General features: G+C 69.1%; 27 protein-coding genes and 1 pseudogene. 10 read left to right on the top strand and 18 right to left on the bottom strand.

All coding sequences use genetic code 11. The features are described 5' to 3' along the window. Window positions 1-59: 59 nt before the first annotated feature. Both ACZ5XO_RS11940 and fba read left to right on the top strand, forming a co-directional pair. Window positions 60-1,253, top strand: coding sequence for a phosphoglycerate kinase (locus ACZ5XO_RS11940; RefSeq protein ID WP_464162558.1), 1,194 nt, complete (start codon window positions 60-62; stop codon window positions 1,251-1,253). Window positions 1,254-1,416: 163 nt separating this feature from the next. Next, a complete protein-coding gene (fba, locus tag ACZ5XO_RS11945; RefSeq protein WP_314430420.1) occupies window positions 1,417-2,481 on the top strand; it encodes a class II fructose-bisphosphate aldolase in 1,065 nt (354 codons plus the stop codon). 198 nt (window positions 2,482-2,679) lie between these two features. Here the strand turns inward: fba and ACZ5XO_RS11950 are convergent, their stop codons facing one another. After that, the gene (locus ACZ5XO_RS11950) at window positions 2,680-3,318 is read right to left on the bottom strand and encodes a DUF2799 domain-containing protein (protein ID WP_464162559.1); all 639 of its coding nucleotides are present in this window, start codon (window positions 3,316-3,318) and stop codon (window positions 2,680-2,682) included. Window positions 3,319-3,397: 79 nt separating this feature from the next. Here ACZ5XO_RS11950 and ACZ5XO_RS11955 point away from each other — a divergent pair, with 79 nt between their 5' ends. Both ACZ5XO_RS11955 and rpoH read left to right on the top strand, forming a co-directional pair. After that, window positions 3,398-4,399, top strand: a complete 1,002-nt coding sequence (locus tag ACZ5XO_RS11955) for an RluA family pseudouridine synthase (protein ID WP_464162560.1) — start codon at window positions 3,398-3,400, stop codon at window positions 4,397-4,399. A gap of 226 nt (window positions 4,400-4,625) precedes the next feature. Beyond that, window positions 4,626-5,510: an RNA polymerase sigma factor RpoH gene (gene rpoH / locus ACZ5XO_RS11960; protein WP_464162561.1), complete on the top strand. Its 885-nt coding sequence runs from the start codon at window positions 4,626-4,628 to the stop codon at window positions 5,508-5,510. A 32-nt stretch (window positions 5,511-5,542) separates the two neighbouring features. Here rpoH and ACZ5XO_RS11965 read toward each other — a convergent pair whose 3' ends face one another. From ACZ5XO_RS11965 to ACZ5XO_RS12000, 8 genes are all read right to left on the bottom strand, one after another. After that, complete coding sequence (locus ACZ5XO_RS11965) at window positions 5,543-6,349, bottom strand: response regulator (protein ID WP_464162562.1); 807 nt, start codon at window positions 6,347-6,349, stop codon at window positions 5,543-5,545. Window positions 6,350-6,438: 89 nt separating this feature from the next. Further along, window positions 6,439-7,734, bottom strand: coding sequence for an adenylosuccinate synthase (locus tag ACZ5XO_RS11970; RefSeq protein WP_464162563.1), 1,296 nt, complete (start codon window positions 7,732-7,734; stop codon window positions 6,439-6,441). 78 nt (window positions 7,735-7,812) lie between these two features. After that, window positions 7,813-8,973, bottom strand: a complete 1,161-nt coding sequence (locus ACZ5XO_RS11975; protein WP_464162564.1) for a phosphoserine transaminase — start codon at window positions 8,971-8,973, stop codon at window positions 7,813-7,815. A gap of 43 nt (window positions 8,974-9,016) precedes the next feature. Then, window positions 9,017-9,937 carry a DnaJ C-terminal domain-containing protein gene (locus tag ACZ5XO_RS11980; protein ID WP_464162565.1) on the bottom strand — a complete coding sequence of 307 codons (921 nt, stop codon included), beginning with the start codon at window positions 9,935-9,937 and terminating at the stop codon, window positions 9,017-9,019. A gap of 79 nt (window positions 9,938-10,016) precedes the next feature. Next, window positions 10,017-13,700, bottom strand: a complete 3,684-nt coding sequence (locus tag ACZ5XO_RS11985; protein WP_464162566.1) for a baseplate multidomain protein megatron — start codon at window positions 13,698-13,700, stop codon at window positions 10,017-10,019. Next, the gene (locus tag ACZ5XO_RS11990) at window positions 13,701-14,144 is read right to left on the bottom strand and encodes an NlpC/P60 family protein (protein ID WP_464162567.1); all 444 of its coding nucleotides are present in this window, start codon (window positions 14,142-14,144) and stop codon (window positions 13,701-13,703) included. Window positions 14,145-14,308: 164 nt separating this feature from the next. Continuing rightward, a complete protein-coding gene (locus ACZ5XO_RS11995; protein WP_464162568.1) occupies window positions 14,309-14,962 on the bottom strand; it encodes a baseplate hub domain-containing protein in 654 nt (217 codons plus the stop codon). A 2-nt stretch (window positions 14,963-14,964) separates the two neighbouring features. Continuing rightward, a complete protein-coding gene (locus ACZ5XO_RS12000) occupies window positions 14,965-15,576 on the bottom strand; it encodes a phage distal tail protein, Rcc01695 family (RefSeq protein ID WP_464162569.1) in 612 nt (203 codons plus the stop codon). A gap of 85 nt (window positions 15,577-15,661) precedes the next feature. Between ACZ5XO_RS12000 and ACZ5XO_RS12005 the strand changes: the two genes are divergently transcribed. Together ACZ5XO_RS12005 and ACZ5XO_RS12010 are read left to right on the top strand one after the other, a co-directional pair. After that, on the top strand, window positions 15,662-16,300 hold the full coding sequence (locus ACZ5XO_RS12005) for a DUF805 domain-containing protein (RefSeq protein WP_464162570.1): 639 nt from the start codon (window positions 15,662-15,664) through the stop codon (window positions 16,298-16,300). A 122-nt stretch (window positions 16,301-16,422) separates the two neighbouring features. Then, window positions 16,423-17,124, top strand: a complete 702-nt coding sequence (locus ACZ5XO_RS12010; RefSeq protein ID WP_464162571.1) for a DUF805 domain-containing protein — start codon at window positions 16,423-16,425, stop codon at window positions 17,122-17,124. Between the two features lie 135 nt (window positions 17,125-17,259). Here the strand turns inward: ACZ5XO_RS12010 and ACZ5XO_RS12015 are convergent. From ACZ5XO_RS12015 to ACZ5XO_RS12025, 3 genes and pseudogenes are all read right to left on the bottom strand, one after another. Beyond that, window positions 17,260-17,801 (bottom strand): annotated as a pseudogene (locus ACZ5XO_RS12015) (phage tail tape measure protein). A 150-nt stretch (window positions 17,802-17,951) separates the two neighbouring features. After that, window positions 17,952-18,134: a phage tail assembly chaperone gene (locus ACZ5XO_RS12020; protein WP_464162572.1), complete on the bottom strand. Its 183-nt coding sequence runs from the start codon at window positions 18,132-18,134 to the stop codon at window positions 17,952-17,954. Further along, window positions 18,134-18,430, bottom strand: coding sequence for a GTA-gp10 family protein (locus tag ACZ5XO_RS12025; protein WP_464162573.1), 297 nt, complete (start codon window positions 18,428-18,430; stop codon window positions 18,134-18,136). Before ACZ5XO_RS12025 ends, ACZ5XO_RS12020 begins: the two co-directional genes overlap by 1 nt. Window positions 18,431-18,463: 33 nt before the next feature. Between ACZ5XO_RS12025 and ACZ5XO_RS12030 the strand changes: the two genes are divergently transcribed. Continuing rightward, entirely contained in the window at window positions 18,464-18,718 is a 255-nt protein-coding gene (locus ACZ5XO_RS12030; RefSeq protein ID WP_464162574.1) for a hypothetical protein, read from the top strand. On the opposite strand, the gene ACZ5XO_RS12035 is transcribed toward ACZ5XO_RS12030, so the two are convergent. The 5 genes from ACZ5XO_RS12035 to ACZ5XO_RS12055 all read right to left on the bottom strand — a co-directional run bounded on the left by ACZ5XO_RS12035 (window position 18,715) and on the right by ACZ5XO_RS12055 (window position 21,736). Beyond that, window positions 18,715-19,125, bottom strand: coding sequence for a phage major tail protein, TP901-1 family (locus ACZ5XO_RS12035; RefSeq protein ID WP_464162575.1), 411 nt, complete (start codon window positions 19,123-19,125; stop codon window positions 18,715-18,717). The genes ACZ5XO_RS12030 and ACZ5XO_RS12035 overlap by 4 nt on opposite strands. Window positions 19,126-19,325: 200 nt before the next feature. Beyond that, a complete protein-coding gene (locus ACZ5XO_RS12040; RefSeq protein WP_464162576.1) occupies window positions 19,326-19,733 on the bottom strand; it encodes a DUF3168 domain-containing protein in 408 nt (135 codons plus the stop codon). Beyond that, window positions 19,730-20,032 (bottom strand): head-tail adaptor protein, encoded by a 303-nt coding sequence (locus ACZ5XO_RS12045; protein WP_464162577.1) that lies wholly within the window; start codon window positions 20,030-20,032, stop codon window positions 19,730-19,732. The genes ACZ5XO_RS12040 and ACZ5XO_RS12045 overlap by 4 nt, the downstream gene beginning before the upstream one ends. Continuing rightward, complete coding sequence (locus ACZ5XO_RS12050; RefSeq protein WP_464162578.1) at window positions 20,029-20,295, bottom strand: head-tail connector protein; 267 nt, start codon at window positions 20,293-20,295, stop codon at window positions 20,029-20,031. The genes ACZ5XO_RS12045 and ACZ5XO_RS12050 overlap by 4 nt, the downstream gene beginning before the upstream one ends. Before the next feature lie 214 nt (window positions 20,296-20,509). Then, entirely contained in the window at window positions 20,510-21,736 is a 1,227-nt protein-coding gene (locus ACZ5XO_RS12055) for a phage major capsid protein (protein ID WP_464162579.1), read from the bottom strand. A gap of 135 nt (window positions 21,737-21,871) precedes the next feature. Between ACZ5XO_RS12055 and ACZ5XO_RS12060 the strand changes: the two genes are divergently transcribed. From ACZ5XO_RS12060 to ACZ5XO_RS12070, 3 genes are read left to right on the top strand one after another with little or no spacing between them, the layout of a single operon-like run. Beyond that, on the top strand, window positions 21,872-22,234 hold the full coding sequence (locus ACZ5XO_RS12060) for a hypothetical protein (protein ID WP_464162580.1): 363 nt from the start codon (window positions 21,872-21,874) through the stop codon (window positions 22,232-22,234). 7 nt (window positions 22,235-22,241) lie between these two features. Then, a complete protein-coding gene (locus ACZ5XO_RS12065; protein ID WP_464162581.1) occupies window positions 22,242-22,976 on the top strand; it encodes a hypothetical protein in 735 nt (244 codons plus the stop codon). Beyond that, on the top strand, window positions 22,973-23,665 hold the full coding sequence (locus ACZ5XO_RS12070; RefSeq protein WP_464162582.1) for a rhomboid family intramembrane serine protease: 693 nt from the start codon (window positions 22,973-22,975) through the stop codon (window positions 23,663-23,665). The genes ACZ5XO_RS12065 and ACZ5XO_RS12070 overlap by 4 nt, the downstream gene beginning before the upstream one ends. On the opposite strand, the gene ACZ5XO_RS12075 is transcribed toward ACZ5XO_RS12070, so the two are convergent. After that, window positions 23,637-24,125, bottom strand: coding sequence for an HK97 family phage prohead protease (locus tag ACZ5XO_RS12075; RefSeq protein ID WP_464162583.1), 489 nt, complete (start codon window positions 24,123-24,125; stop codon window positions 23,637-23,639). The genes ACZ5XO_RS12070 and ACZ5XO_RS12075 overlap by 29 nt on opposite strands. Window positions 24,126-24,181: the final 56 nt, after the last annotated feature.

Here is a 24,181-nt window from a genome sequence, read left to right on the forward strand (position 1 = left end):
CATCCGGCCCTGCGGGCCACCTTCTCCCACAGGGAGAAGGAAGACCTGGAAATGCCACCATGACCTTCCGCACCCTCGACGACGCCGCTGACCTGTCCGGCCGGACCGCTCTGGTCCGCGTGGACTTCAACGTGCCGATGGAGGACGGCAAGGTCAGCGACGACACCCGCCTCAAGGCCGCCCTGCCGACCATCCACCGCCTGCGCGAAGCCGGCGCCAAGGTCGTCCTGCTGGCCCACTTCGACCGCCCCAAGGGCGAGCGCGTCGCCTCGATGAGCCTGCGTCCCGTGGTCGAGCCGCTGGAGCTGCTGCTGCACGGCCCCGTCCGCTTCGCCGACGACTGCGTGGGCGATGACGCCAAGGCCGCCGTGGCCGATCTGGACGCCGGCGGCGTGCTGCTGCTGGAGAACGTCCGCTTCCACAAGGGCGAGGAAAAGAACGACCCGGCCTTCGCCGCCCAGCTGGCGGAACTGGGCGACCTCTACGTCAACGACGCCTTCTCGGCCGCCCACCGCGCCCACGCCTCGACCGAGGGGCTGGCCCGCCTACTGCCCGCCTACGCTGGCGAGGCCATGAAGCGCGAGCTTCAGGCGCTGGACGCCGCCCTCGGCGCCCCGCAAAAACCCGTCATCGGCATCGTCGGCGGGGCCAAGGTTTCGACCAAGCTGGACCTGCTGAAGAACCTGGTCGCCAAGCTGGACTACCTGGCCATCGGCGGCGGCATGGCCAACACCTTCCTGTTCGCCCAGGGCGTCGATGTCGGCGGTTCGCTGTGCGAGAAGGACCTGGCCGACACCGCCCGCGAGATCATCGAGGAAGCCCGCCGTCAGGGCTGCGAGCTGCTGCTCCCGGTCGACGTCGTGGTGGCCAAGGGCGTCAAGCCGGGCATCGAGTCGGGCGTCCGCGCCCTGGACCGCATCGCCGCCGACGATCTGATCCTGGACGCCGGTCCTGAAACCGTCGCCCGCCTGACCCGCGCCATGGACCTGTCGAAGACCCTGATCTGGAACGGCCCGCTGGGCGTGTTCGAGGTCCCGCCCTTCGACAAGGCCACCGTGGCCGCCGCCAAGCACGCCGCCGAACTGGCCCACGCCGGCAAGCTGATCGCCGTGGCCGGCGGCGGCGACACGGTCGCGGCCCTGAACCACGCGGGCACGGCCGACGACATGACCTTCGTCTCCACCGCCGGCGGCGCCTTCCTGGAATGGATGGAGGGCAAGGTCCTGCCGGGGGTCGAGGCCCTGCGCGCCTGACCTGACCTTTTTCCGTATCTTTCAGCCCCGTCTCCTTGCAGAGACGGGGTTTTCTTTGCCACAGGCTTTACAGAACACCGGATTGGTCCTGTTACACGGCGTGACTTCCATCCGCCTCCGGGCTAAAGCCTCCGCAAAACAATATCGGCTCAGGAGACTACCCATGGCGCGCATCACGCTGCGACAGTTGCTCGATCACGCGGCGGAAAACGACTACGGCCTGCCCGCCTACAACATCAACAACATGGAGCAGGGTCTGGCGATCATGGAGGCGGCCCACGAGGTCAACGCCCCGGTCATCATCCAAGCCTCGCGCGGCGCCCGTAACTACGCCAACGACATCATCCTGGCCAAGCTGATCGACGGCCTGGCCGAGCTCTATCCGCACATCCCGGTCTGCATGCACCAGGACCACGGCAACGGCCCGGCGACCTGCGCCACCGCCATCCAGTACGGCTTCACCTCGGTGATGATGGACGGCTCGCTGGAAGAAGACGCCAAGACCCCCGCCTCCTACGAATACAATGTCGACGTCACCCGCCGCGTCACCGAGATGGCCCACAGCTGCGGCGTCTCGGTCGAGGGTGAACTGGGCGTGCTCGGCTCGCTGGAGACCGGCATGGGCGAGGCCGAAGACGGCCACGGCTTCGAAGGCAAGCTGGACCACTCTCAACTGCTGACCGACCCGGATCAGGCCGTCGACTTCGTCAAGGCCACCAAGGTCGACGCCCTCGCCATCGCCATGGGCACCTCGCACGGCGCCTACAAGTTCACGCGTCAGCCCGACGGCGACGTCCTGGCCATGAACGTGATCGAGGAAATCCACCGCCGCCTGCCCAACACCCACCTGGTGATGCACGGCTCGTCCTCGGTGCCGCAGGACCTGCAGGACATCATCAACGCCTACGGCGGCGAAATGCCCCAGACCTGGGGCGTGCCGGTCGAGGAAATCCAGCGCGGCATCAAGCACGGCGTGCGCAAGATCAACATCGACACCGACAACCGCATGGCCATCACCGGCGCCATCCGCAAGGTTCTGGCCGAGAAGCCCAGCGAGTTCGACCCGCGCGCCTATCTGAAGCCCGCCAAGGAAGCCATGAAGAAGCTGTGCATCGAGCGCTACCAGCAGTTCGGCTGCGAAGGCCAGGCGTCCAAGATCAAGCCCCTGTCCACCGCCCAGATGGCCAAGCTCTACGCCGCCGGCGACCTGGACCCGCGCATCGGCTGATCACCCTCACAGGTCCCTTCTCCCAATGGGAGAAGGTGGCCCGAAGGGCCGGATGAGGGTTCTCGCTCTCAGTCGGCGTAGGCCGCAGCACTGCCGCTTACGCCGACTGAAGCCTTAGCCCCTCACCCTTTCGCCTTGCGGATCGCCCTTGGCTCTCCGAGGCTCAAGCCCTCTCCCGCCGGGAGAGGGCGACGTATCTCACCACACCCCGTACCGACCGCCGATGGCGCCGACCACGGCCCGCGCCTCGATCTCGGCGTAGCGCAACTCCTCCTCGGCCCGACGCGCGTCGCGGCGCGCGTCCTGAAGCTCGCCCCGCACCTCACGGATACGCTCGCGAATGCGTTGGCGCTGCTCGTCGGTCAACCCGTCCTGCCGCAACTCGCGCTGCTTGGCCTCCAGCTTGTCTTCGCGGTCATTGATACGGCTGATGGCCGAGTTCAGCGCGCTTTCCGCCGAGGACACCGCCTGTTCGACAACGTAGATTTGTCGCCCGTCCTGATAGGCTGGCAGGAAGTCGCGCTCCTCGGCCGGGGCGCACACCCCGCCGTAGCTGTTTCCCTGCCGCCCCTGCCGGAAGCCGTTCTCCCAGGTGCAATAGGTCCTCAGTCCATCCTCGCGCGACGCCAGATAGGCGCTCATGTTGGGCGCCACGCCATACTTGGCGCAGGCCTTGGCGTGGTCGTCCAGACGGCTGGTCTGACGTCCGGCGGCCCCGTCGCGCCAGCCCTGCCCGCCCCAGTCGCCGACCAGGCACTGGTCCTCGCTCATGGTGGCGCAACCGGACAGCAGGACCACGCCCGTTGCGGCGATGGCGGCGGCGATCAGAAGCTTCATTTTCGTCCTCTCCGGGGCGTTTCAAGCTGCGGCCAAGGACAGATGAGGCCTCGTCCCGCAAGCCATGCTATTTCGCCCTATGGCCGATGAACCTTTGCTGACGGAAGACGACGATGCGGAAATGCTCGAGGCGCGGATCGACGCGCCCGGCGTCCGTCTGGACAAGGCCCTCGCCGCCGCCTTCCCGTCCCTGTCGCGCGCCCGGCTGCAGGCCCTGCTGGCCGAGGGCGCCGTCACCCGCGACGGCCAGCCGATCAGCAGCGGCTCGGCCAAGGCCCAGGCCGGCCTCTACGCCGTCGTCCTGCCGCCCGTCGCCCCGGCCACGCCCCTGCCCGAGGCTATCCCCCTGACCGTCCTGTTCGAGGACGCCGACCTGATCGTCATCGACAAGGCGCCCGGCATGGCCGCCCACCCGGCGCCGGGTTGCGAGACCGGCACCCTGGTCAACGCCCTTCTGGCCCACTGCGGCGACAGCCTGTCGGGCATCGGCGGCGTGGCCCGCCCCGGCATCGTCCACCGCCTGGACAAGGACACCTCGGGCGTCATGGTCGCCGCCAAGACCGACCGCGCCCACCAGGGCCTGTCCGCCCTGTTCGCGACCCACGACATCGAGCGCACCTACATCGCCCTGACGCGCGGCGCCCCCACGCCGGAAAAGGGCCGCATCCAGACCCTGATCGGCCGCTCGCCGCACGACCGCAAGAAGATGGCCGTGCTCAAGGGCGGCGGGCGCGAGGCCGTCACCGACTATGTGGTCCAGCGCACCTTCGGCCAGCCCGCCAAGGCCTCCGGCGCCCCCATGGCCGCCCGCGTCGCCTGCACCCTGCACACCGGCCGCACCCACCAGATCCGTGTCCACATGGCCTCGAAAGGCTCGCCCCTGCTCGGCGACCCCGTCTATGGCTCTGGCAGCCCCGCCACGCCGGTCCGCACCGCTATCGCCGAGGCCGGTCTGACCCGCCAGGCCCTGCACGCCGCCGTCCTCGGCTTCGTCCACCCAGTGACGGGAGAAGCCCTGCGTTTCGAGACCCCCCCGCCCGAGGACATGCGGCGGCTGGAGGCCCTGCTGACCGAACTCTGACGCGTCGCCGCGCAGAATTTGATCCGCAACACACACTGTGCTAATAAGCCTTCACCCGAAACGGGTGGCTTGGGAGCCACAGTCACGTCTTCGTGTGACGATCCGCCCCTACACAAGGCGGCAACCCATACCCATCTGGATCGGTTGAGGGGTGAGGCGATGGCGCACGCATGTGGTCATGGCCGCGGCGCCTGCTCTTTGCTTTCGGTCGGAGGGACCACGTCTCATGGCTAACTCGACACTCGCGGTGATGTCGCCTGAACAGGGACTGTCGCGCTATCTCACGGAAATCCGCAAGTTTCCGATGCTCACCAAGGACGAGGAGTTCATGCTCGCCAAGCGCTGGAGCGAGCATCAGGACCCCGAAGCGGCCCACCGCCTCGTCACCTCTCACCTTCGTCTCGTGGCCAAGATCGCCATGGGGTATCGCGGCTACGGCCTGCCGATCGGCGAAGTGATCTCAGAGGGCAACGTCGGCCTGATGCAGGCCGTGAAGAAATTCGATCCCGACAAGGGCTTCCGCCTGGCCACCTACGCCATGTGGTGGATTCGCGCGTCCATTCAGGAATACATCCTGCGTTCCTGGTCGCTCGTGAAGATGGGCACCACCGCCGCGCAGAAGAAGCTCTTCTTCAACCTGCGCAAGGCCAAGAGCCAGATCTCGGCCTTCGAGGAAGGCGACCTGCATCCGGAACACCTGTCGGCCATCGCCACCAAGCTGGGCGTCACCGAACAGGACGTGACCGACATGAACCGCCGTCTCGGCGGGGACGCCTCGCTGAACGCGCCCCTGCGCGCCGACGGCGAAAGCGAGTGGCAGGACTGGCTGGCCGACGACAATGCGGTGTCACAGGAGACGGCCCTGGCCGACTCCGAGGAAAAATCCATCCGCATGAGCCTGCTTGAAGAAGCCATGCAGGAGCTGACGGACCGCGAGAAGCACATCCTCACGGAGCGCCGCCTCAAGGACGATCCGGTCACCCTGGAAGAACTCGCCGGCCAGTATGGCGTGTCGCGCGAGCGCGTGCGTCAGATCGAGGTCCGCGCCTTCGAGAAGCTGCAAAAGGCCATGCGCGCCGCCGCTGAAGAGCGGAACCTGGTCGACGCCTGAAACCCCTTCTCCCCTTGAGGGAGAAGGAAGTCCTAGCCCGCCCGAGACAGGCTCTCGGGCGAGGCCAGCGCCAGCACGGCCCCCACCGGCCCGGCCAGGGTCGCCTTGGTCGGCACGCCAGCCGCCAGGTTCGTCTCCAGTCCCGCGGCCGCAATGGCCAGCGAGGCGTCGCCCGTCTTGATCGCCAGGGCCTTCAAGGTCTCGGCCTGCTGCTTGATGGCGCGCACCGCCTGCATGGGATCGCTGTCGAACTGCGCCATGGCCGAAGCCAGGATCCGCATGGCCTGGTCCTTGACCGCCACCACGGCCTCCGCCGCCGACGCCGGCTTGTCCGCCTTGCGCTTGCCCGGCCCGGCGTAATCATCGGAGTTGAAGCGGCGGCGATCCGGCCCGATATAGCCCACCGCCTCGACCCAGTCGCGCGGCTTGGTGGCCAGGTTCTCGACCCGGCGGAACAGGTCGCCGCTCGTGAACGGCTTCCTCAGAAACTCGTGCACGCCGGAATCCCGCGCGCCCTTGATGCTGCTGGCGGTGGCCTCGGCGGTGACCATGATGATCGGCACGCGGCGGCAAGACAGGCTGGACCGGCGGATACGCCGCACCAGGGCCTCGCCGTCCAGCTTCGGCCCGGTCCGCTCGGTCAGGATCAGACCCGGCTCCATCTCGCGCGCCAGATCGATCACACGCGCCTCGTCGCCCTCGACCGCGACATCGCGCGATCCGAAACCCTTGAGCAGGTCCGACAACAGGCGCGCGGCGGCGGGATTGGGATCGACGATCAGCACCCGGCGCACGACCGGGGCGATCCTCTGCATCGTCTTGGCGTCTAAAGCGAACACGGCTCGGCTCCATACTGGAACCGGAAACGTAAACTCAGGGAGTTAAGGGGCCGTTTCCCTTTTCGGGACGCAGCCCCTCGACCCGGATCTTAACCCTGGAACGGGTCGCGCATCAAAATGGTGTCGTCCCGCTCGGGGCTGGTCGACAGCAGGGCCACCGGCGCGCCGATCAGCTCCTCGATCCGGCGCACGTACTTCAGGGCATGGGCGTTCAGGTCCTTGAAGGTCCGCACGCCGCCCGTGCTCTCGGTCCAGCCTTCCAGCTCCTCGAACACCGGCTCGGCCGAGGCCTGGTCCTTCAGGCTCGACGGCAGGTAATCCAGCACCTCGCCGTTGATGCGATAGCCGACGCAGATCTTCAGCGTCTTCAGCCCGTCCAGCACGTCCAGCTTGGTCAGGGCGATGCCGTCGATGCCGTTGATCGCCACCGACTGACGCACCAGAACCGCGTCGAACCAGCCGCAGCGACGCGCCCGGCCCGTATTCACCCCGACCTCGCGGCCGACCGTGGCCAGATGCTCGCCGACCTCGTCATTCAGTTCGCAGGCGAACGGGCCTTCGCCGACGCGGGTCGTATAGGCCTTCACAATGCCCAGCACATAGCCGACGCCGCGCGGCCCGATGCCCGAACCCGCCGCAGCCTGACCGGCCACGGTGTTGGACGACGTCACATAGGGATAGGTGCCGTGATCCACGTCCAGGAAGGCGCCCTGCGCCCCCTCGAACAGCACCCGCTTGCCCTCTTTCTGGGCTTGGTCCAGCACGCGCCAGGCCGGCTTCACATAGGGCAGGATCTTCGGCGCGATCTCCAGCAGTTGCGCCAGCAGGGCCGCCGGATCGATCGGCTCCAGCCCCAGACCCGCGCGCAGCGGATCGTGGTGCGAGCGCAGACGGTCGATCTTGATCTTCAGGTCGTCTTCATTGGCCAGATCGCAGACCCGGATGGCGCGACGGCCCACCTTGTCCTCATAGGCCGGCCCGATGCCGCGACCGGTCGTGCCGATCTTGGCGCCCGGCGCGCTGGCGGCGGCCTCGCGCGCCACGTCCAGGGCCGGATGGATCGGCAGGATCAGGCAGGCGTTGTCGGCGATGGTCAGGATGTCGGGGGTGATGGCCACGCCCTGGGCCTGGATCTTCTCGATCTCGCCTACCAGGTGCCAGGGGTCCACCACCACGCCGTTGCCGATGATCGAGGGCTTGCCCTGCACCACGCCCGACGGCAGCAGCGCCAGCTTGTAGACCTTGCCGTCGACGACCAGGGTATGGCCCGCGTTGTGGCCGCCCTGGAAGCGCACCACCATGTCGGCGCGATTGGACAGCCAGTCCACAATCTTGCCCTTGCCCTCGTCGCCCCATTGGGCGCCGACCACTGCGACGTTAGCCAAGACCATTTCTCCGCAATCCAGAATGCGGTGGGAGCCTATAACCCCTGAATCGTCCGGAGTCGCCCCGACGGAGAAGAATTATCCGGCCAGTTCGCCTACCGCCGTCTGGAACGCCCATTCCAGCCACGGCGTCGCGGCCACAACATCCGCCGTCTCGACGGTGCAGCCGCACCACAGGCGCAGGCCCGGCGGCGCATAGCGGTGCGGCTCCATGTCGAACACCGCCCCTTCGTCTTCCAGCAGGGCCTTGAACCGCTTCACAAAGGCCTTCTGGCCCGCCTCGTCCATCGCCGCGATGCGCGGATCGACGAACTTCAGGCAGACCGAGGTGGTCGAGCGGATTTCGGGCCGATCGGGCAGGAAGGCGATCCAGTCCGTCCGCTCCACCCATTCCGCCAGCGCCGCGTAATTCCGCTCCGTGCGCCGGACCAGCTCAGGCAAGCCGCCCGCGCCCTTCGCCCACTCCAGAGCGTCGATCCAGTCCTCGATGGTCAGGATCGAATAGGTGTTGATGACCACCCCGTCCGCCAGCGTCCGGTCAAAGCCCTTCTTGTCCGTCAGGCGCAGCACCTTGGGGATCGACCGCACGGGCCGATAGGCGTCCAGCCGCGCCACGGCGCGCGGCGACAGCACCATGACCCCGATGCCCGCCTCGCCGCCCAGCGCCTTCTGGAAGCTGAAGGTGGTCACATCCAGCTTGTCCCACGGCAGGTCCATGGCGAACGCCGCCGAGGTCGCGTCGCAGATGGTCAGCCCCTCGCGGTCGTCGGAAATCCAGTCAACGTTATCCACCCGCACGCCCGAAGTCGTGCCGTTCCAGGGGAAGACCACGTCCTTCTTCGGATCGACCTGCGTCATGTCCGGCAGTTCGCCCCAGGGCGCCGTCAGCACCTCCGGCTCCAGCTTCAGGTGGTCGCGCACGTCGGTCGCCCAGACCTGACCGAAGTTCTCATAGGCCACGACCTGCACCGGCCGCTCGCCCAGCATCCCCCACAGCGCCGCCTCGACCGCGCCCGTGTCCGACCCCGGCGTATAGAGCAGCACATAGTCCTCAGGCGGGCTCAGCACCTCGCGCGTCAGTTGCAGCCCATAGGCGAACCGCTCCACCACCTCCGGCGCGCGGATGCCGCGTCCCAGCAGATTGGTCGGCAACCCCGCCAGCGACCACCCCGGACGCTTGGCCGTCGGACCGGCGGAGAACCACGGGCGAGCAGGCTTGGCGTCAGGCTTGGCGATCATGGCGTCGTCGTTCCTTGGGGAGGAGAAACAGAAAAGTCGGAAATCAGCGTCCGGGCTTGTAGGGGCGCTTGTCGCGCCATTCGGTCGCGAAGCGGATCAGTTCGTCGTCCGGGGTTTCCGGCAGGGTCACCGCCAGCTTCGCCAGCAGATCGCCGCGCTTGCCGCCGGCATAGGCGCCGCGCCCTTTCAGCCGCAGCACCTTGCCGCTGTTCGAGCCCTTGGGGATGGTCATCATCACCGCGCCCTCGGGCGTCGGCACCTGGATCTTGCCGCCCAGCACCGCATCGGGAACCGACACCGGCAGATCCATCGTCAAATCCGCCCCGTCGCGCTTGAACACCGGGTGCGGCGCGATCTTCAGCTCGATCAGGGCGTCGCCCGCCTGACCGCCGCGTCCCGGCGCGCCCTGGCCCTTCAGGCGGATCACCTGGCCGTCGGACGCCCCCTTGGGAATGGCCACGTCCAGCATGCGTCCGTCCGAGAACTGGATGCGGCGCGTCGTCCCGGCGATGGCGTCCTCCAGGCTGACGTCCAGCGTGGCGCGCACGTCCTGGCCCTTGCCGCCGAACCCGCCGCCAAAGCCGCTCTTGGCGCGCCCGCCGCCGCCGAAGGCGCCGAACAGCTCCTCCAGGTCGATGTCCTCGAACCCGCCGCGTCCGCCCGAACCGCCGAAGCCGCCAAAACCGCCCTGGCGTCCGCCGCCGCCCGGATGACCGCCGCCGAAGCCGCGAAACTGCTCGCGTCCGTCCGAGTCGATCTCGCCCCGGTCGTACTTGCCCCGCTTCTCGGCGTCGCCCAGCAGATCGAAGGCGGCGGTGATGCGCTTGAATCGCTCCTCGGCGGCCTTGTCGCCCGGGTTCTTGTCCGGGTGCAGCTCCTTGGCCAGCTTGCGGAACGCCTTCTTGATCTCGTCCGCGCTCGCGCCCTTGGAAACGCCCAGTTCCTTGTAGGGATCGCCAGCCACGTCGAGTTTGCTCCGAGATCAGAAAAGACAGAGCGTCAGTTAAGCCATGCGCCCCCCCGCTGGAAGGGGCAGACGTGGTTTAGAGCAAAGGCGCGACCGCCTCGTCCCCCCAGCCATACCCCTCGCCCCATTGCGCGACCGCGACCCGCGCGTCGCCGCTGACCCCGCCCGGCCAGTCCGTCGCCAGATCCCCTGCCGCATAGACCGCCTCTACGCCCTCGACCTCCCGGACCCGCTTCTCGACCGCGCCGTCCAGCACCCGCACCCGGAACCGGCGCGGATCGACCTCGACCGGTTGCCCCTCCCAGCCCTCGCCGTTCACCCGCACGCGCGGCGTCCACGACAACCGACGCCCTCCGCCCTCGACCACGACACGCAGATGCGCCGGTCGCCAGGGTCGCCCCGCGCGCCCGTTCCATACGAAATCGAGCTGCGAAAACCCGTTTCCGCCCGGCGGCGCGCCGACCGGTCCGGCCCGCCAGACGCGCGGCAGCCCCCGCTCTCCCGCCGCGACCTCCGCCCTCGTCATGTCGCGTTCCAGAAACACCACGACCGCCCCGACCACGGCCCCCGCCGCCGTCGCCGCCTCGCTGCCCTGCTGCCCGCGCAACAGACCGCTCAGCCGCCAGACCTCGCCGCCGACCAGGTCCGCCCGCCGATACTGCACCACCTCCCAGCCCGCGGCCGTCTCGACCGCCAGCGCATTGCCGCCGTCCAGCACCGCCCCCGCCGTCAGGCTCTGCGGCGCCCGTCCCTCGACGCGCACCATCAACACGTTCGCCTCGTCCCAGCGCCCGACCACCCCGCGCCCGACCGCCTCGGTCAGCACCCCGATCGTCGTCGGTCGCTCCACCGTCGCGCGCGGCGTCAGGACGTCGGTGCACGCGCCCCCATGCACCGCCATCGGCGTCCATGGATCGGCCGCGACCGCCACGACGGGCCGCCCGTCGCCCTCAGCCCCCGGCAAGGGCGGCAGGTCCAGCAACCGCAGGAAGGGCGCCCCGACCACCGTCGGACCATCTCCCGGCCGCCAGTCCGTCGGCGCCTCGTCCGCCCGCACAATCACCACCGGCGCCAGAACCGCCGACGGCTGCTCGTCCACGTCCAGCCGCGTCACGCGCCAGTCGCCCGCACGCCCCTCGACCTGAACCACCTCGCCCGGCTCCAGCCGCAAGGCCTCCAGCGGCCCCAGCCTCACCGTCAGCCGATCCGCCTCGCCCCCGGTCGCCGCCAGGGTCCGTCGCGCCAGCGCCCCGGCCACGCCCGCGCCGCACACCGCCGGCAGCTCCAGATCGACGCCCCCGCCGTCGCCCGCGCCGCGCACCACCACCGATCCGGTCTGATAGTCCGCCGCCTCGTCGATGAAGCGCACCCGCGCCGCGCCCGGCCTCGGCTCCAGCGAGCGATCCGCCGTGACGCTCGCCCCCTCGTCGGGCAAGGCCATCGCCTCCGCCGTCAGCGTCATCCCCGTCGCGGCCTCGCCCAGCACCCCGATACGCCCGCCGCGCTCGGCCGCCGTCGCGCCCAGCCCCGCCAGCAGCGGCTCCAGCGCGTCGCGCGTCCGCATCGGCCGGTCGATCACATAGCCGGCGATCTCGCCGTCCAGCGCCCCGACCTCGAACGCTTCGTCTTCCAGCCCCCCGCGTTTCAGGACCGCCGCGACAAGATCCGCCGCCTCGCCGCCCATCCGCCCGTTCAGCCAGTGCCCGGCCCGCCACGCCCCGGCGTCGGCCCAGACCTCGCCCCGCGCCGGAAAGGCCGGAAACGGCCGCGCATCCCAGCACCAGGCGTCCGCCCCCTCGACCATCCGCTCGCCATAGACGCTCGACACCGGATTGTTCTGCCCATCCTCAAAATGCGTCAGCACCGCCTCCAGCGCCCGCCGCTGCATCCGGTCGTCGCGCGCTCCCGTCGAAAACGGCGGCAGGGCGTTTTCCGAACTCTTGGGGTCCTGGAACAGGTTGGGCGCATTGCCGCCCCGGTCCACCGCCGCACAGCCGAACTCGGTCAACCGGATCGGCTTCATCATGGGGACCCAGGCCGTCGGCGTCGCCGACCGCACGCCCGCGGCCCGCTCATGGTGAGCGTTCGACCACCAGCCCTTCAGGTCCTTGGCCCGATACAGCCAGTCCTCCCCGTGCGCCCCGTCCACGATCAGCGTGCGCACCTGCGCCGCCCGATCCTCGGCGCTCGCATAATACCAGTCATAGTTCTCGCCGCCCGCGACCTGCATCGCCAGATAGGCCGGGTCCGCCGCCCCTTCATAAGCCGCCGCATCCAGCCCGCCGTCCCCGGCGCGCCAGTCGCCCAGCGGCGGATACCAGTCGATGCCGACGTAATCCACGTTCGGATCAGCCCACAGAGGGTCCAGATGGAACCGGACCTCGCCGTCCTTGTGGAGCCCGAAATACTCGGACCAGTCAGCGGCGTAGCTCAGCTTCACCCCCGCCCCGACAATGGCCCGACATTCCGCCGCCAGCGCCCGGAACTGCGCCACGGCCGGAAAGCCCCCGCCCGCATCGCGCGTCCCCGTCAGCCCCCGCATCTCCGACCCGATCAGCAGGCCATCCGCCCCCTCCTCCGCCGCCATCCGCGCATAGTGCAGCGCCAGCCGCCTCAGCCCCCAGCCGCTCGCCGTCCCGAACAGGGCGGCCACCTCGCCCGCCGCCCCCGCGCCGTCCGTTCCCGCCACGCGCCCGCGCCACGGATAGCCCGCGCAGTCCATGAAGACGAAGGGATACAGGGTCACCTCCAGCCCGCGCGCCTTCAGACTGCGTATGGCCTGACGCACGCTCTCGTCGGACGGAGTCCCGCCATAGGCCGGTCCGCCATCGACCTGCGACACCAGGTGCGCCTCATCCCGCTCCAGCCCCGCGACGCTCCAGCGCATCGGCGCCGTCACCTTGTCGCGGCGATCCACCCCCGGCCGAATGCGGCAATGCCCCGCCCTCAGATCGTCGCCGAACCAGCCGATGATCAGGCTGACCCGCTTCAGGTTCGGCGCCTGGGCCGTCAGCTGATCCAGCGACACCTCGATGTCCGCCCGCCCCTCGGCGTTGTTGACGTTCTCGGGCGTGCTCTTGGTCAGCCCTTCGCGGCGCATCACCGCCTCAGTCGCCAGACAGAACTCCCCCGCCCCGGGGATCAGACAGACCCCCTCCAGCCGATCCTCCAGCCGTCGCTCCACGCCCTTCGGCCGACGAAACACCTCGAACGCCAGCTGCGGCGGCCGATTGCCGAACGGCCCCAACGGCAGGTCTTCGAACACCACATAGGCCGTGCCCCGAAAGGCCGACGCCGCCCCCTCCACCGCCTCGATCAGCGGGTCCGGCGTCTGATCCGCCGTCCCCCGATGCACCCGCATCGTCACCCCGGTCAGGTCCAGCGGCTGGCCGTCGGCCCAGACCCGTCCCACCCCGTCGATGACGTCTTCGCCCAAGGCCACGGCGAAGCTCAGCGAATAGTCGTACTCGACCGTCTTCTGCCCGCCCTTGCCGCCTGACCGCTTGTGCTTCGTCTCCAGAAACCGCGCGGCCCAGATCACCTGACCCGTCACGCGCGCCCGACCGAACACACAGGCCATCGGCGCTCCGTCCGCCGACGACTGCAGGTTCAGCGCCTCAAGCCTCGGCCCCCTCTGCCGCGCCGGCGACAGGCTGGCGATCACGCGACTGTCGATGGCCCGCCCGATGGTCGCCCCGATAAAGGCGCCGACCGGCCCGCCGATGGACCCGCCGACCGCCGTCAGAACCACCTGCGCCATTCAGTTCTCCTTCATCGCCGGCCAGCGGAAGGCCGCGACCAGTCTTCGCCGCCACCACGGCCCCATCCAGCTCTCGACCACCGACCGTCCCCAATAGGCGTGGATCATCCTCCACTCCGGCCCGTCATCCGCGCTCAGGATGGCGCAGTGTTTGACCGGACACCCCGCGCTCATGCGGAACAGCAGCACGTCGCCCGCCCGCGCCATCGTCGGCGGAACCTCGACCAGCAGCCGCCTCGCCGCCTTCAGCAACGCCTCCTCGCCCCCGACCTCGGCCCAGTCTGCGCGATAGGCGGGCGGCGCCTCCGGCTCCTCGCCCACCACCTCGCGCCACACCCCGCGCACCAGGCCCAGACAGTCCGTCCCCTCGCCCCTCACGCTCGCCTGATGCCGATAGGGCGTCCCCAGCCAGCCGCGCGCGGCGGCCAGGACCGCGTCACTCAATCCTCCCCCGCCCTGCGGGGGAGGGGGACCGCGAAGCGGTGGAGGGGGCGGACACATCCGCTTCATCTCCAAACCGCCCTGCCCGACCTCGCCCCCTCCACCATGCTGCGCATGGTCCCCCTCCCCCGTCGCCTCGCGACAGGGGAGGATGGCTTCAAAGCCCCTCATCGCCGGCTCCCGCCGTCATTGCGTCCGCCCCCCGCCGGTCGCGCCGTCAGGAAGTCGTCGCCCGGAATGTCGGGAAAGCCCTGGAAGTTGACGCCGTTGCCGAACACGCCCGCACAGGTCGCCCACCGCTTGTCGCAGCGCCGCCCCGCGATCTCCGCCGCGCCCAGACCACAGCGCCCGTCGCCGAAAACCGCATCACAGGTTCGGCCATAGGTCCGCCCCACCACCCGCTCCAACGCCGCCATCGGCCCATCCAGATCGGCGATGAAGGCTCCATTCTCGCGCCGGATCCGCGCCAGCGCCCCGGCCCACAGCCGCACCGCCAGGTCCGGCCGCGCCCAGTCCACGCGCCACAGCTCCACCCGCGCCCCGTCGTAGAGGCCTGCCGCCACATCCCCCTCGGTGATCGCCTCGTCGTCCAGCCCGCCGGACGCCGACAACCCGCCCGCCGCCAGCCCCGCCTCGCCCTCGCCCGCCCCCGCCGTCCATCCGCTGCCGGCGCGGCAAACCACGCCCTCGATCGTCAGGTCCCGATCATGATCGGTGAAGCCCATCGCCGCCCCGTCCGTCCGCCTCAGCACCCAGGCATGGCACAGCGTCGCCGCCCCGCTCTCGATGCGGGCGACCAGTTCCTCCGGTATGTCGCGCATGCCTAGACCCGCACCTCGATCAGCGGCATGGCGACCATCCTTCCGGCGCCGAAACTCTCCAGCGTCACCTCGATCCGGTCGGCGTCGAACCGCACCGGCGTGTCGAACATAAAGCCCGCCGTCACCGCCGCGCCCGAGGCCGGCGCCGTCGCCAGCGTCACCTCGCCCGTCGCGTGATCGACCTCAAACCCCGTCGTCTCCACGCCCCCGACCGCGACCCGCACCGAGCCTTCAACCGGCTTCCTGATTCGTCGCTCGTGGTCGCCATAGGTCTTGCTCAGGCCAAAACCGCGTCGCGCCCCGTCGCCCGTCCCGATCCCCTGGTCCGTCGCGGCGACCGCCGCGCCCGGAGCGCAGCTCTTGAAGTCGGCGAAGTCGCGGAACCGGAAGCCGTACAGCCGCCCGCGCCGCGCCTCGAAAAAGGCCGTCAGCGCCGCCATGTCGTCCAGCGACCTCAGCCCCGCCCCGATCAGATACCGCCTTCGCCCCTCGGCCCAGGGCGTCGAGCGCCGCTCGAACCCGGACCCCAGGGTCATGATCTCTGTCCGCCGTTCGACCCCGCCGGTCGAACCGAACGCCAGCCGCGCCGGCAGCCGCACCTCGTGAAAGGCCATCAAAGACTCCCGTTCTCTTGCTTTTCCGCGACGCCCTGTCCAAGGACCGGAAGCGGTCCCTCCGACCGCGGGTCGGGGGCCATGCATGCGCGGTGAAATTCTCAGCTACGACGCCGTCAGCGGCGAGGGGCTCATCAGCGGCGACGACCTGATGCGCTATCGTTTTTCACGCGGCGACATGGGCGGATCCCAGCAGCCGGTCCCCGGCCTGCGCGTCGACTTCATGCCGCTTGACGACCGCGCCGCCCAGATCATTCCCCTGCTTATTCAGACGCGCGGACTGACGCCCGACAGCTTCCCGCCCGGCGAGCCGCCCCTGGGCATGTGGGCCTATTTCGTCCGCTGCATCCGCCAGAAATACGTAGACGGCGAGGGCCGCGCCCGCCGTCTGGAATACTGGTCCTTCGTCCTGTTCGCCTGGCTGAGCATGACGGGCTTCATGTTCGCCGTCTTCATGCTCACGGCGCTTTTCGGGGGCCTCGATCAGGACAGCCCGCCCGCCGGAACCATGTTGGCCATGATCCTCATCCTCGGCTGGATGCTGTTGCTGGCCCCCGCCGGAATCAGCGTGGCGGTGCGGCGGCTGCACGACGTCGGCCTGTCGGGCTGGCTCTACCTCATCAGCTTCGTCCCCTATGTCGGCGGAATCTTCCTGCTGGTCGTCGCCTGCATCCCGTCCCAGCCCCACCCGAACGCCTACGGTCCCGCACCGCGGCGTTTCTGACCCAATTTGAGATTCGTTCTTAAAATCTGCACCTAAGGTCACGCTTCGGGTTGTCTGGAAACCGACGCTCGGTCATGTTCGCCTCAAGGCGGCAGGGGCCGTTCAAATCAGGAGACTTCCGAGTGCGCGGTGAAATTCTCAGCTATGACGACGTGTCGGGCACCGGCCTGATCAGCGGCGACGACAGCATCCGTTACGGCTTCGCCCGTTCGGCCATCCAGGCCGGCGGCGTCGTCCGCACCGGCGCGCGCGTCGACTTCGTGCCGGAAGGCCTCGAGGCGACCCAGATCATGGTGCTCGCCGGCGACCCCGCCGCCGCCTTCGGCCAGGCCGCCAGCTCGGCCTATGTCGCCCGCGACACCGGCGGCGGCTACGACTTCGCCAGCGCCATGTTCTCGTTCAACGGCCGCCTGCGCCGCCAGCACTTCTGGATCAGCTGGCTGATCCTGTTCGGCGCCGGCCTGGTCCTCGGCTGGATCCCGATCATCGGCGCCCTGATCTCGATCGTGATGATCTGGCCCAATATCGCCATCACGGTGAAACGTCTGCACGACATGGGCAAGACCGGCTGGTTCGCGGTCATCCCCTATGTCGCCATGGTCATCGGCTTCATCATGATCATCGGCGCTGCGGGCACCGCCATCTTCACCAACCCCCAGGCCTTCGAAAGCGAAGATCCCACGGTGGCCCTGTCGATGCTCGGCTCCATGATGGGCGGCTTCGCCGTCATGGGCCTGGTCGGACTGGGCTTCCTGCTCTGGATCGGCATCACCGACAGCCAGCGCGGCGACAACAAGTTCGGCCCCAATCCCAAGGGCGAGTAAGTTCAAGGGGCGCTCTCCGGAGCGCCCTTTTTTCTTTAGAGGCTAACGCGACCCGCGCGGCGGCTCGCTGCTTGAGCCTCGCTTTTCTTGGGCTACCGCAAAGTGCACGGCGCTTCGCTGCTTGATCCCGCCACGCTACATCCTTCGCGCGCCCAGGGCCGTCGCCCGCGCCAGCATCCGCGCGATCTGCGCCTCGGACCGCAACAGGCCCTGCGCCCCGCCGTCCACGCTGACATTGACCGTCACGCCCCCCATTCCAGAGTGACCGCCGCCCATCGGCTCTATGCTGCCCGCGCCTCCGGTCGAAACACCTCCGGCCCGCGCTCGCCGACCAGATAGGCGCCGCCGCCCAGCACCGGCCCGCCCTCGGCCCGCGTCCCGCCAAACCCGCTCATCACCGCCGCGATCGCGTCCGACAGACCGCCGCCTCGGCCCGAGCCCGCCGCCGCATTGACGGCGTTCAGCACCGCCCGCGCCAGTTCGGCCAGGGTCACCTCGCCGTCCGCCGCCGCCCGCGTCAGCGACCGCGTCAGACTCTCCCCCGCCCGCCCGAACGCCTCCTCGATCGAGGCCGCCGCCCGCTCCGCCGGCTCCCGCAGCGCCTCCAGCGCCGCCGCCGCCTCCGCCGCCTTGACCGGGACGGCGTCGATCCCGTCCGGCCTGAAACTGTCGGTCATCTTCTTCTCCTCCCCATTTCATGGGGAGGGGGACCACGAAGTGGTGGAGGGGGCGTCGCCGCCCTCTCCCGACGTCCCGCCGCCCCCCCCCTCCCTCACGGACGCTGCGCGCCCGCGCCACCTCCCCATGAAATGGGGAGGAAATCCGCATCAATCCGGCCACATCTCCTGCATCCGCTCCAGCTCGCTCCGCCCCAGCGGCGCCGCCTGAACCGGCCCCGCCGTCAGCATCCGCCATTCCTTCAGCGACAGCCGCCAGAACCCCTCCGGCCCCACGCCCATCCGCGCCGCCGCCTGCATCATCTCGCTCCATTGCCGGTCTTGGGGCGTCATCAGGCAGCCGCCGCAAACGCCTTCGCTACCGCCTCCGCCGCCTCGCGCGGATCGACCGCAGCCCCCGCCAGCCCGTCCGCCAACGCCCCCTCGCCACCGCCGCGCAGCAGGGCCGCCAGCACCACCATCAGATCCCGCGCCGACAGCGCCTTCATCCGCTCGGCCAGCGCCGCCATCCCGGCCACGCCCAGCCCCGTCTCGATCTCGGCCAGGGCCCCCAGCGTCAGACACAAACGCCTCTCCACCCCCGCCAGCACCGCCGCCGCCTCGCCCCGCACGCCGTTCGCTGAAACCATTGCGCTTCCCACCCCACGCGATAGCCTCGCGCCATGTTGAAACTTCAGACTGACTTCAATGCCCTGTCGGTCACCGATCAGGCTTGGCTCCTCTGGCTGGATGGCCAAGCCTTCGAACACATCGCTGATTCAGTCGGTGCGAGTGTCGGGGGTCGCGTCACCATTCTCGAACCTGACGACTTCGAGGTTGAAGGCTACCTGGCCTTCGGTCTCGTCAGCGTGCCCGCCCCGAACGACCGCGAAATGTGGTTCGTCAAAATCGACTGGACCACGCTCCGCCGCCTCTAAACCACAGAGAACCCGATCTCGCCCGCGCTCGCCAGGCTCAGCGCAAAGCTCGCCTCCCCCTCATGTTCGCCGGCGTACTCCAGCGCCGCCACGATGAACGCCCCCTCCAGCACGCCGAAGTCCGGCACGATCAGCCGCCACGTCTTCGCCGCCTGTTCAAAGAAGGCCTCGCGGATCAGGGCGTCGGACGCCGCGTCGCGGAAGATCCCCTGCCCCGACACCGCCGCTGACTTCACGCCCGCGCCCGCCAACAGCTCGCGCCAGCGCCCGGCGCTGTCGCCGTCCGTCGCGTCCACCGTCCTGGCGTTCAGCGAGATCGTCCGCGCCCTCAGCCCCGCCACCGTCGTGAAGACGCCAGCGGCGCCCTCGATCTTCAGCAAGATGTCCTTGCCCCGTTGCGTCGTCATGTTTCCCTCACTTCATTTGCCGTTCCCTTCTCCCGGTGGGAGAAGGTGGCCCGAAGGGCCGGATGAGGGTCGCCCCTAACCGTCGGCGCAAGCCGTCGCGTTACGGCGACCGCCGACTGGGCCCGTCGCCCCTCACCCTTTCGCGCCAGAACGATCGCTTCGCTCTCGTGCGCTCAAGCCCTCTCCCGCCGGGAGAGGATTCAGGTTTCTTCCGTCACCGCCCGCAGCCGCATCACCGCCCAGGCCCGTTTCAAATCCGCGCTGCGAAACACGTCGGTGAAGGTCACGCCCAGGCTGACCGCCCTCACCCCGTCGGCCTCGACCGGCGCATCCGCCACCCGCGCCCTTGCCGCCGCCGCCACGGCCCGCGCCTCTTCCATGCCGGCGAAGCGGCTGGCGCAGGTCAGCATCAGCCGATGCTCTACCCCGCCCCCGTCGGCGTTCAGCCCCCGGCTCTCGCCCTTGCCGATCAGCAGATGCGGAAACGCCGCCCCCTCCGGCGGCTGGTCCCAGACCCTCACCGGATCGCCCAGCAGCGCCTGCAAGGCCCCGTCGCCGCGCAGATGTTCGATCAAGGCCTTCACCAACGCCCCTTCGTGATCCTTCATCGCGCCCGCTCCAGATTCAGCCGCACCCTGCCCGCCGCCTTCGGATCGGCCTCGACCCCGACGACGCCCCAGTCCGCCCCGCCGAAGCGCACGATCAGTCCCTCGGCCAGTCGCGGGTCGACCCGCACAGTCGCGCCCAGCGTCTCCACGCTCCGCGTCACGCCGCCCTCCGTGCGCTCGCGCCTTCGCCGTGCGCCAAGGCTCAGCCACAGCGACCCGACCGGCTCATAGCTGACGACCCGCCCGCCATAGGGCGTCTCCGCCTCCACCGGCCGCACCAGGCTCGCGACGACCTTCACAGCCGCACCACGCGATAGGGCGCGATCCACCCCTCGACCGGCGCCGCCGACATCTCGCTCTCGCCCCGCTCATAGGCCCGCAGCACCAGCATCATCACCGCCAGCCGCAGCGGCGCCGGCGAGGTCGAGGTCAGGCTCAACCCCACCTCCCCCTCCACCCGCGCCCTCGCCGCGTCGATCAGGGTCTGGATCAGCCCGTCCTCCGCTTCATGCTCGACGCGCAGGAACAGCTTCGCCTCCGTGAGGCTCACGGGTGCGGTCATGCCTAAATCTCCAATGTTTTCTGCAGCCCTTCTGCCGATGGGAGAAGGTGGCCCGAAGGGCCGGATGAGGGTTCCCGGCCTCCGTCGGCGTAAGCCGCCGCGCAGCGGCTCACGCCGACTGATTCACCAGCCCCTCACCCTTTCGCCTTGCCAATCGCTTCGCTCTTGGAGGCTCAAGCCCTCTCCCGCCGGGAGAGGGCTCAGCTTCAGCCCATTAGCTCGCCGCGAACTTCATCAGCTTGATCGCGTCGAAGTTCTGCACCCCGCCGCCCACGCGCTTGGTCGTGTAGAACAGCACATAGGGCTTGGCCGAATAGGGATCGCGCAGCACCCGCACCCCCGCGCGATCCACGATCAGATAGCCGCGCGAGAAGTCCCCGAACGCAATCGACAGACTGTTGGCCGCCACGTCGGGCATGGTCTCGATCTCGGTCACCGGATAGCCCAGCAGGCTCGCCGTCTCGCCCGGCCGTGTCGCCGGCGACCAGATGTAGTTGCCATCCGCATCCTTGAACTTGCGCACCGCCGAGACCGTGCGCCGGTTCATCACGAAACGCCCGTTCGGACGATACTGGGCCTTGGGCGCATAGATCAGGTCGATCAGCCTGTCCGCCGGGCTGGTCGAGGCGAAGGCGCCGGCCGCGCCCGAGGCCACCGTGCCGATCTGGCCCCAGGTCTGGCTGCCTTCCGTCGCCGTCGCATAGGCCAGGAAGCCCTTCGGCTTGTTGACCCCGTCGCCGCTGACGAAGGCCGCCGTCTCCTGCGCCGCAAAGGCGTCCTCGACCTCGGCCGCCAGCCATTCGTCCAGGTCGATCAGGGCGTCGTCCAGCAGGCTCTGCGTCGCCGCCGGGCAGGCGTAGAGATCGGCCGACGAGAACTCCAGCAGGGCCAGGGTCGCCGGGTCCGTCTCGGGCCTGGCCGCCGTCTCGGCCACCCAGCCCGCCGTCACGCCCGCCGTCGACACCGGCTTCCTGAACACGCCCGAACCCACCGTGCGCACCGTGGCGATTTCGCGCATCGGCGAGCCCGCCATCAGACGTCGCTCGATGGCCCGCTCCGTCTCCGGCGGCACCACATAGCCCGCCGAGTTCGACGCCGACGACAGCCCCGCCTTCAGCTCCAGACCATGCGAAGCGCCCGACTTCATATAGCCGTCCCACGCCGCCTTGGCCTCCGGCGCCGCCGCCACGACAGCGGGCTCGGCGCCCAACATCGGACGACGCCCCTCGCTCAGCGCGCGATCCAGCCGCGCCTGCGCCCCCGCCACCGCCTGATCGATGCGCGCCACCTTCTCCTCCAGCAGCGCATCGGCCGACGCCTTCTTCTCGATCTCGTCCAGCCGGGCGTCATTGGCCCCTTTGAACGCCTCGAACGCCGCCATCATCTCATGCATGGCGGCGCGCGCCTCGGGCGATGCCGAGGCGGTCTTGGTCTCTTTCATGCTCTCTCCGGTGTTTGCGCCCGTCCTCCGGTGCGCCGTCATCCGAGCCTGACAGCCCGAAACCTCACTGCAAGGCGGTTGCCTCATCGCCGAACCGTGCTACCGATCCGCGAAATCTCTGGGGACCACAGGCCAATGCTCAGTCTCTCAATCGCGCTGTCGGGCGCGCTTCTCGTGCAGTCGGCCTCGCCCGCGCCGACCGGCGACCTCACCCCTGCCCAGGTTGAGCAGGTCGTGCCCCTGCTGATGCAGACGTTCGAAACCTTCGGGTCATGCGAACACTTCTTTCCGCCCGAAGTCGTTCAACAATTCCGCAGCCAGTTCGCCGCCCCGGAAGACGCCGACTTCGCCACGCTGATGGTCCAAGGCCTGCTCGAAGAGGCCTATGAAAGTGGCCAGCAATCTCCGGAAGCGAAGACCATAACCAGAGAAGAATGCTCCACAGCCCTCAGAGAACTGCAGGCGACCGCCGACGATATCCAGAGCCAGGCCGACTGAACCTGCCGTGCGGTCCGCCCTCACCCCGCTCGAACGCGCCGTCCTCGACGCCCTGGCCTGGGAGTTGCGCGACGCCGCACCTGACCTCGCCGGTCAGGTCGAGGACAGCCTCCCGGGCCTGCGCCGCAACACCAGCGCCGGTCTGCTGACTGAACTGATCGTGGACCGCCGTCGGCCCGCGTCCGACGCCGAGGCGACCGGCCTGTTCGGCACGACCCACGCCGTGATCGACGGCCTGTCCGATCCCGTCGCCTTCCAGGTCGAGCTTCGTCAGGGCCGTCTCATCGCCCTGCACGGCTTCAGCTATGATCAGGACACCCGCGCCGTCGACTTCGCGACCGTCCCATTCGAGGACGTCTTCCTGATCGACGAAGCGGGAGAATCCGTTCTGTTCGATCCGGCTAGAACCCTGCCCGACAGCCCCCTGCTTGACCTGCAAACGCCGCCGCCCGACGGCTTCGGTTTCGGTCCCAACGGCGCCCTCCTCGGCCCCGGCCGCCCGCCCGCCGACACCTCGCCGGGCTCGGACATCATCGCTGCCCTGAATCTGCCGCCGCGCATCAAGCTGGCGGCTGGCGTCGGCTACGGGATCTTCGGCCTGGTCGTCATCCTGTCGGTGCTCACTCCCGTCCTTCGTGACCATTTCGGCCTCGACTGGCTGCACCTGCCCTTCGGCTTCATCTTCATCGCCCTGGTCATCAGCGGCGTCCTGACCCGACTGCCGAAAGCGCCCCGGGCATGACGCCGGATTCTTCAGACCAGCTCGAGATTCGGTCTACGCTTCAACGCGCCACGGACGGCCGCCTAAAGGCGCCCCTTCGCGTCATGCCGATGGAACAACCGGGACTTGTTCTCGGCGGCGTTCTCGTCATCGCCTTCGTCGTCCAACTGGCGTCGGGCGATCCCCTGCACGGAGCAGTCTCCGCTCAAGCCCTTTCTCAGGGCCGTTTCGAAACGCTTCTGACCCACATGTTCGCGCATGGCGGCGTCAGTCACCTTTTGATGAACGTTTCCGCCCTGTTCGCCCTTAGCCCGCTTCTCATCTCTCGCCTTGGCCTGTCCCTTCAAGGATGGCTGCTCTACCTTGTTTTTTTCCTCGCCAGCGGTCTGGTTGGGGGCCTGTTCTACCTGGCGATCCACCCTACCGGCGTCGTTCCTATGCTCGGAGCTTCCGGCGCTGTATCCGGACTGTGGGGCGCCGCGGCCCGGATCGGTTCTGAGGCTGAGCTTCGTCCTCTCCGATCTCGCCATGTGCTGCGCGTCGTGCGTAGTTTCGCCATCACTAACGCGGTTCTTTTTGCGCTCGTCTTCCTCCTGGTTTTTCTCGCCAGAGGTCAAGGCGGCCTCGCATGGGAAGCCCACCTCGGCGGTTTCCTGTTCGGCCTTTTGTCCATTCCCTTCTTCAAGTCAGGCCAGACGCCTCCATCCTGAACCGCGCCCCCGGCAGCATGGGAAAGGTCACCAGCGACACCTCCCACAACTCCACCGCGCTCAGCACCCGCAACCGCCCCTCGCGCCGCGCCTTCGCCGCGCGAAACCCGATCGACAACCCGTCCAGCGCCCCCGCCCGCGTCAGGGCGGCGGCATAGCGCGCCTCGCCCGACCAGTCGTGGATGCGTCCGCGCACCCTTAAGCCCCGCTCGTCCTCGACCACCTCGTCCCAGACGCCGACCACGGCGCGGCTCTCGTGCTGATGCAGCATCCGCACCCCGCCCGCGCCCGTCTTCGCCAGACTGTCGGCGAACGCCCCCCGGGCCACGACATCCCCGTTCAGGTCGGCAGCGCCCCACAGCGAGGCGTAGCCTTGGATCGAGAGCGATCCTCCCCCGCTTGCGGGGGAGGGGGACCGCGCAGCGGTGGAGGGGGCGGCTCCCAAGCGCGACTTCAACATCAGGCCCCGACCGTCTTCGCGGTAAACCTGCTGGACGGGTCCGCCCCCTCCACCAG

It is taken from the genome of Brevundimonas sp. T2-11, assembly GCF_055397675.1.

Bases quoted from the DNA above. Each gene is read 5' to 3' on its own strand.
- ACZ5XO_RS12035 (WP_464162575.1), bottom strand. From the start codon at position 19,125: ATGACGACGCAACGGGGCAAGGACATCTTGCTGAAGATCGAGGGCGCC.
- ACZ5XO_RS12020 (WP_464162572.1), bottom strand. From the start codon at position 18,134: ATGACGCCCCAAGACCGGCAATGGAGCGAGATGATGCAGGCGGCGGCG.
- ACZ5XO_RS11995 (WP_464162568.1), bottom strand. From the start codon at position 14,962: ATGCGCGACATACCGGAGGAACTGGTCGCCCGCATCGAGAGCGGGGCG.
- ACZ5XO_RS12070 (WP_464162582.1), top strand. From the start codon at position 22,973: ATGACGCCGGATTCTTCAGACCAGCTCGAGATTCGGTCTACGCTTCAA.
- ACZ5XO_RS12000 (WP_464162569.1), bottom strand. From the start codon at position 15,576: ATGGCCTTTCACGAGGTGCGGCTGCCGGCGCGGCTGGCGTTCGGTTCG.
- ACZ5XO_RS11955 (WP_464162560.1), top strand. From the start codon at position 3,398: ATGGCCGATGAACCTTTGCTGACGGAAGACGACGATGCGGAAATGCTC.
- rpoH (WP_464162561.1), top strand. From the start codon at position 4,626: ATGGCTAACTCGACACTCGCGGTGATGTCGCCTGAACAGGGACTGTCG.
- ACZ5XO_RS12025 (WP_464162573.1), bottom strand. From the start codon at position 18,430: ATGGTTTCAGCGAACGGCGTGCGGGGCGAGGCGGCGGCGGTGCTGGCG.
- ACZ5XO_RS12040 (WP_464162576.1), bottom strand. From the start codon at position 19,733: ATGAAGGATCACGAAGGGGCGTTGGTGAAGGCCTTGATCGAACATCTG.
- ACZ5XO_RS12050 (WP_464162578.1), bottom strand. From the start codon at position 20,295: ATGACCGCACCCGTGAGCCTCACGGAGGCGAAGCTGTTCCTGCGCGTC.
- ACZ5XO_RS12075 (WP_464162583.1), bottom strand. From the start codon at position 24,125: ATGTTGAAGTCGCGCTTGGGAGCCGCCCCCTCCACCGCTGCGCGGTCC.
- ACZ5XO_RS11940 (WP_464162558.1), top strand. From the start codon at position 60: ATGACCTTCCGCACCCTCGACGACGCCGCTGACCTGTCCGGCCGGACC.
- ACZ5XO_RS12030 (WP_464162574.1), top strand. From the start codon at position 18,464: ATGTTGAAACTTCAGACTGACTTCAATGCCCTGTCGGTCACCGATCAG.
- ACZ5XO_RS11975 (WP_464162564.1), bottom strand. From the start codon at position 8,973: ATGATCGCCAAGCCTGACGCCAAGCCTGCTCGCCCGTGGTTCTCCGCC.
- fba (WP_314430420.1), top strand. From the start codon at position 1,417: ATGGCGCGCATCACGCTGCGACAGTTGCTCGATCACGCGGCGGAAAAC.
- ACZ5XO_RS12055 (WP_464162579.1), bottom strand. From the start codon at position 21,736: ATGAAAGAGACCAAGACCGCCTCGGCATCGCCCGAGGCGCGCGCCGCC.
- ACZ5XO_RS11950 (WP_464162559.1), bottom strand. From the start codon at position 3,318: ATGAAGCTTCTGATCGCCGCCGCCATCGCCGCAACGGGCGTGGTCCTG.
- ACZ5XO_RS12005 (WP_464162570.1), top strand. From the start codon at position 15,662: ATGCGCGGTGAAATTCTCAGCTACGACGCCGTCAGCGGCGAGGGGCTC.
- ACZ5XO_RS12060 (WP_464162580.1), top strand. From the start codon at position 21,872: ATGCTCAGTCTCTCAATCGCGCTGTCGGGCGCGCTTCTCGTGCAGTCG.
- ACZ5XO_RS11985 (WP_464162566.1), bottom strand. From the start codon at position 13,700: ATGGCGCAGGTGGTTCTGACGGCGGTCGGCGGGTCCATCGGCGGGCCG.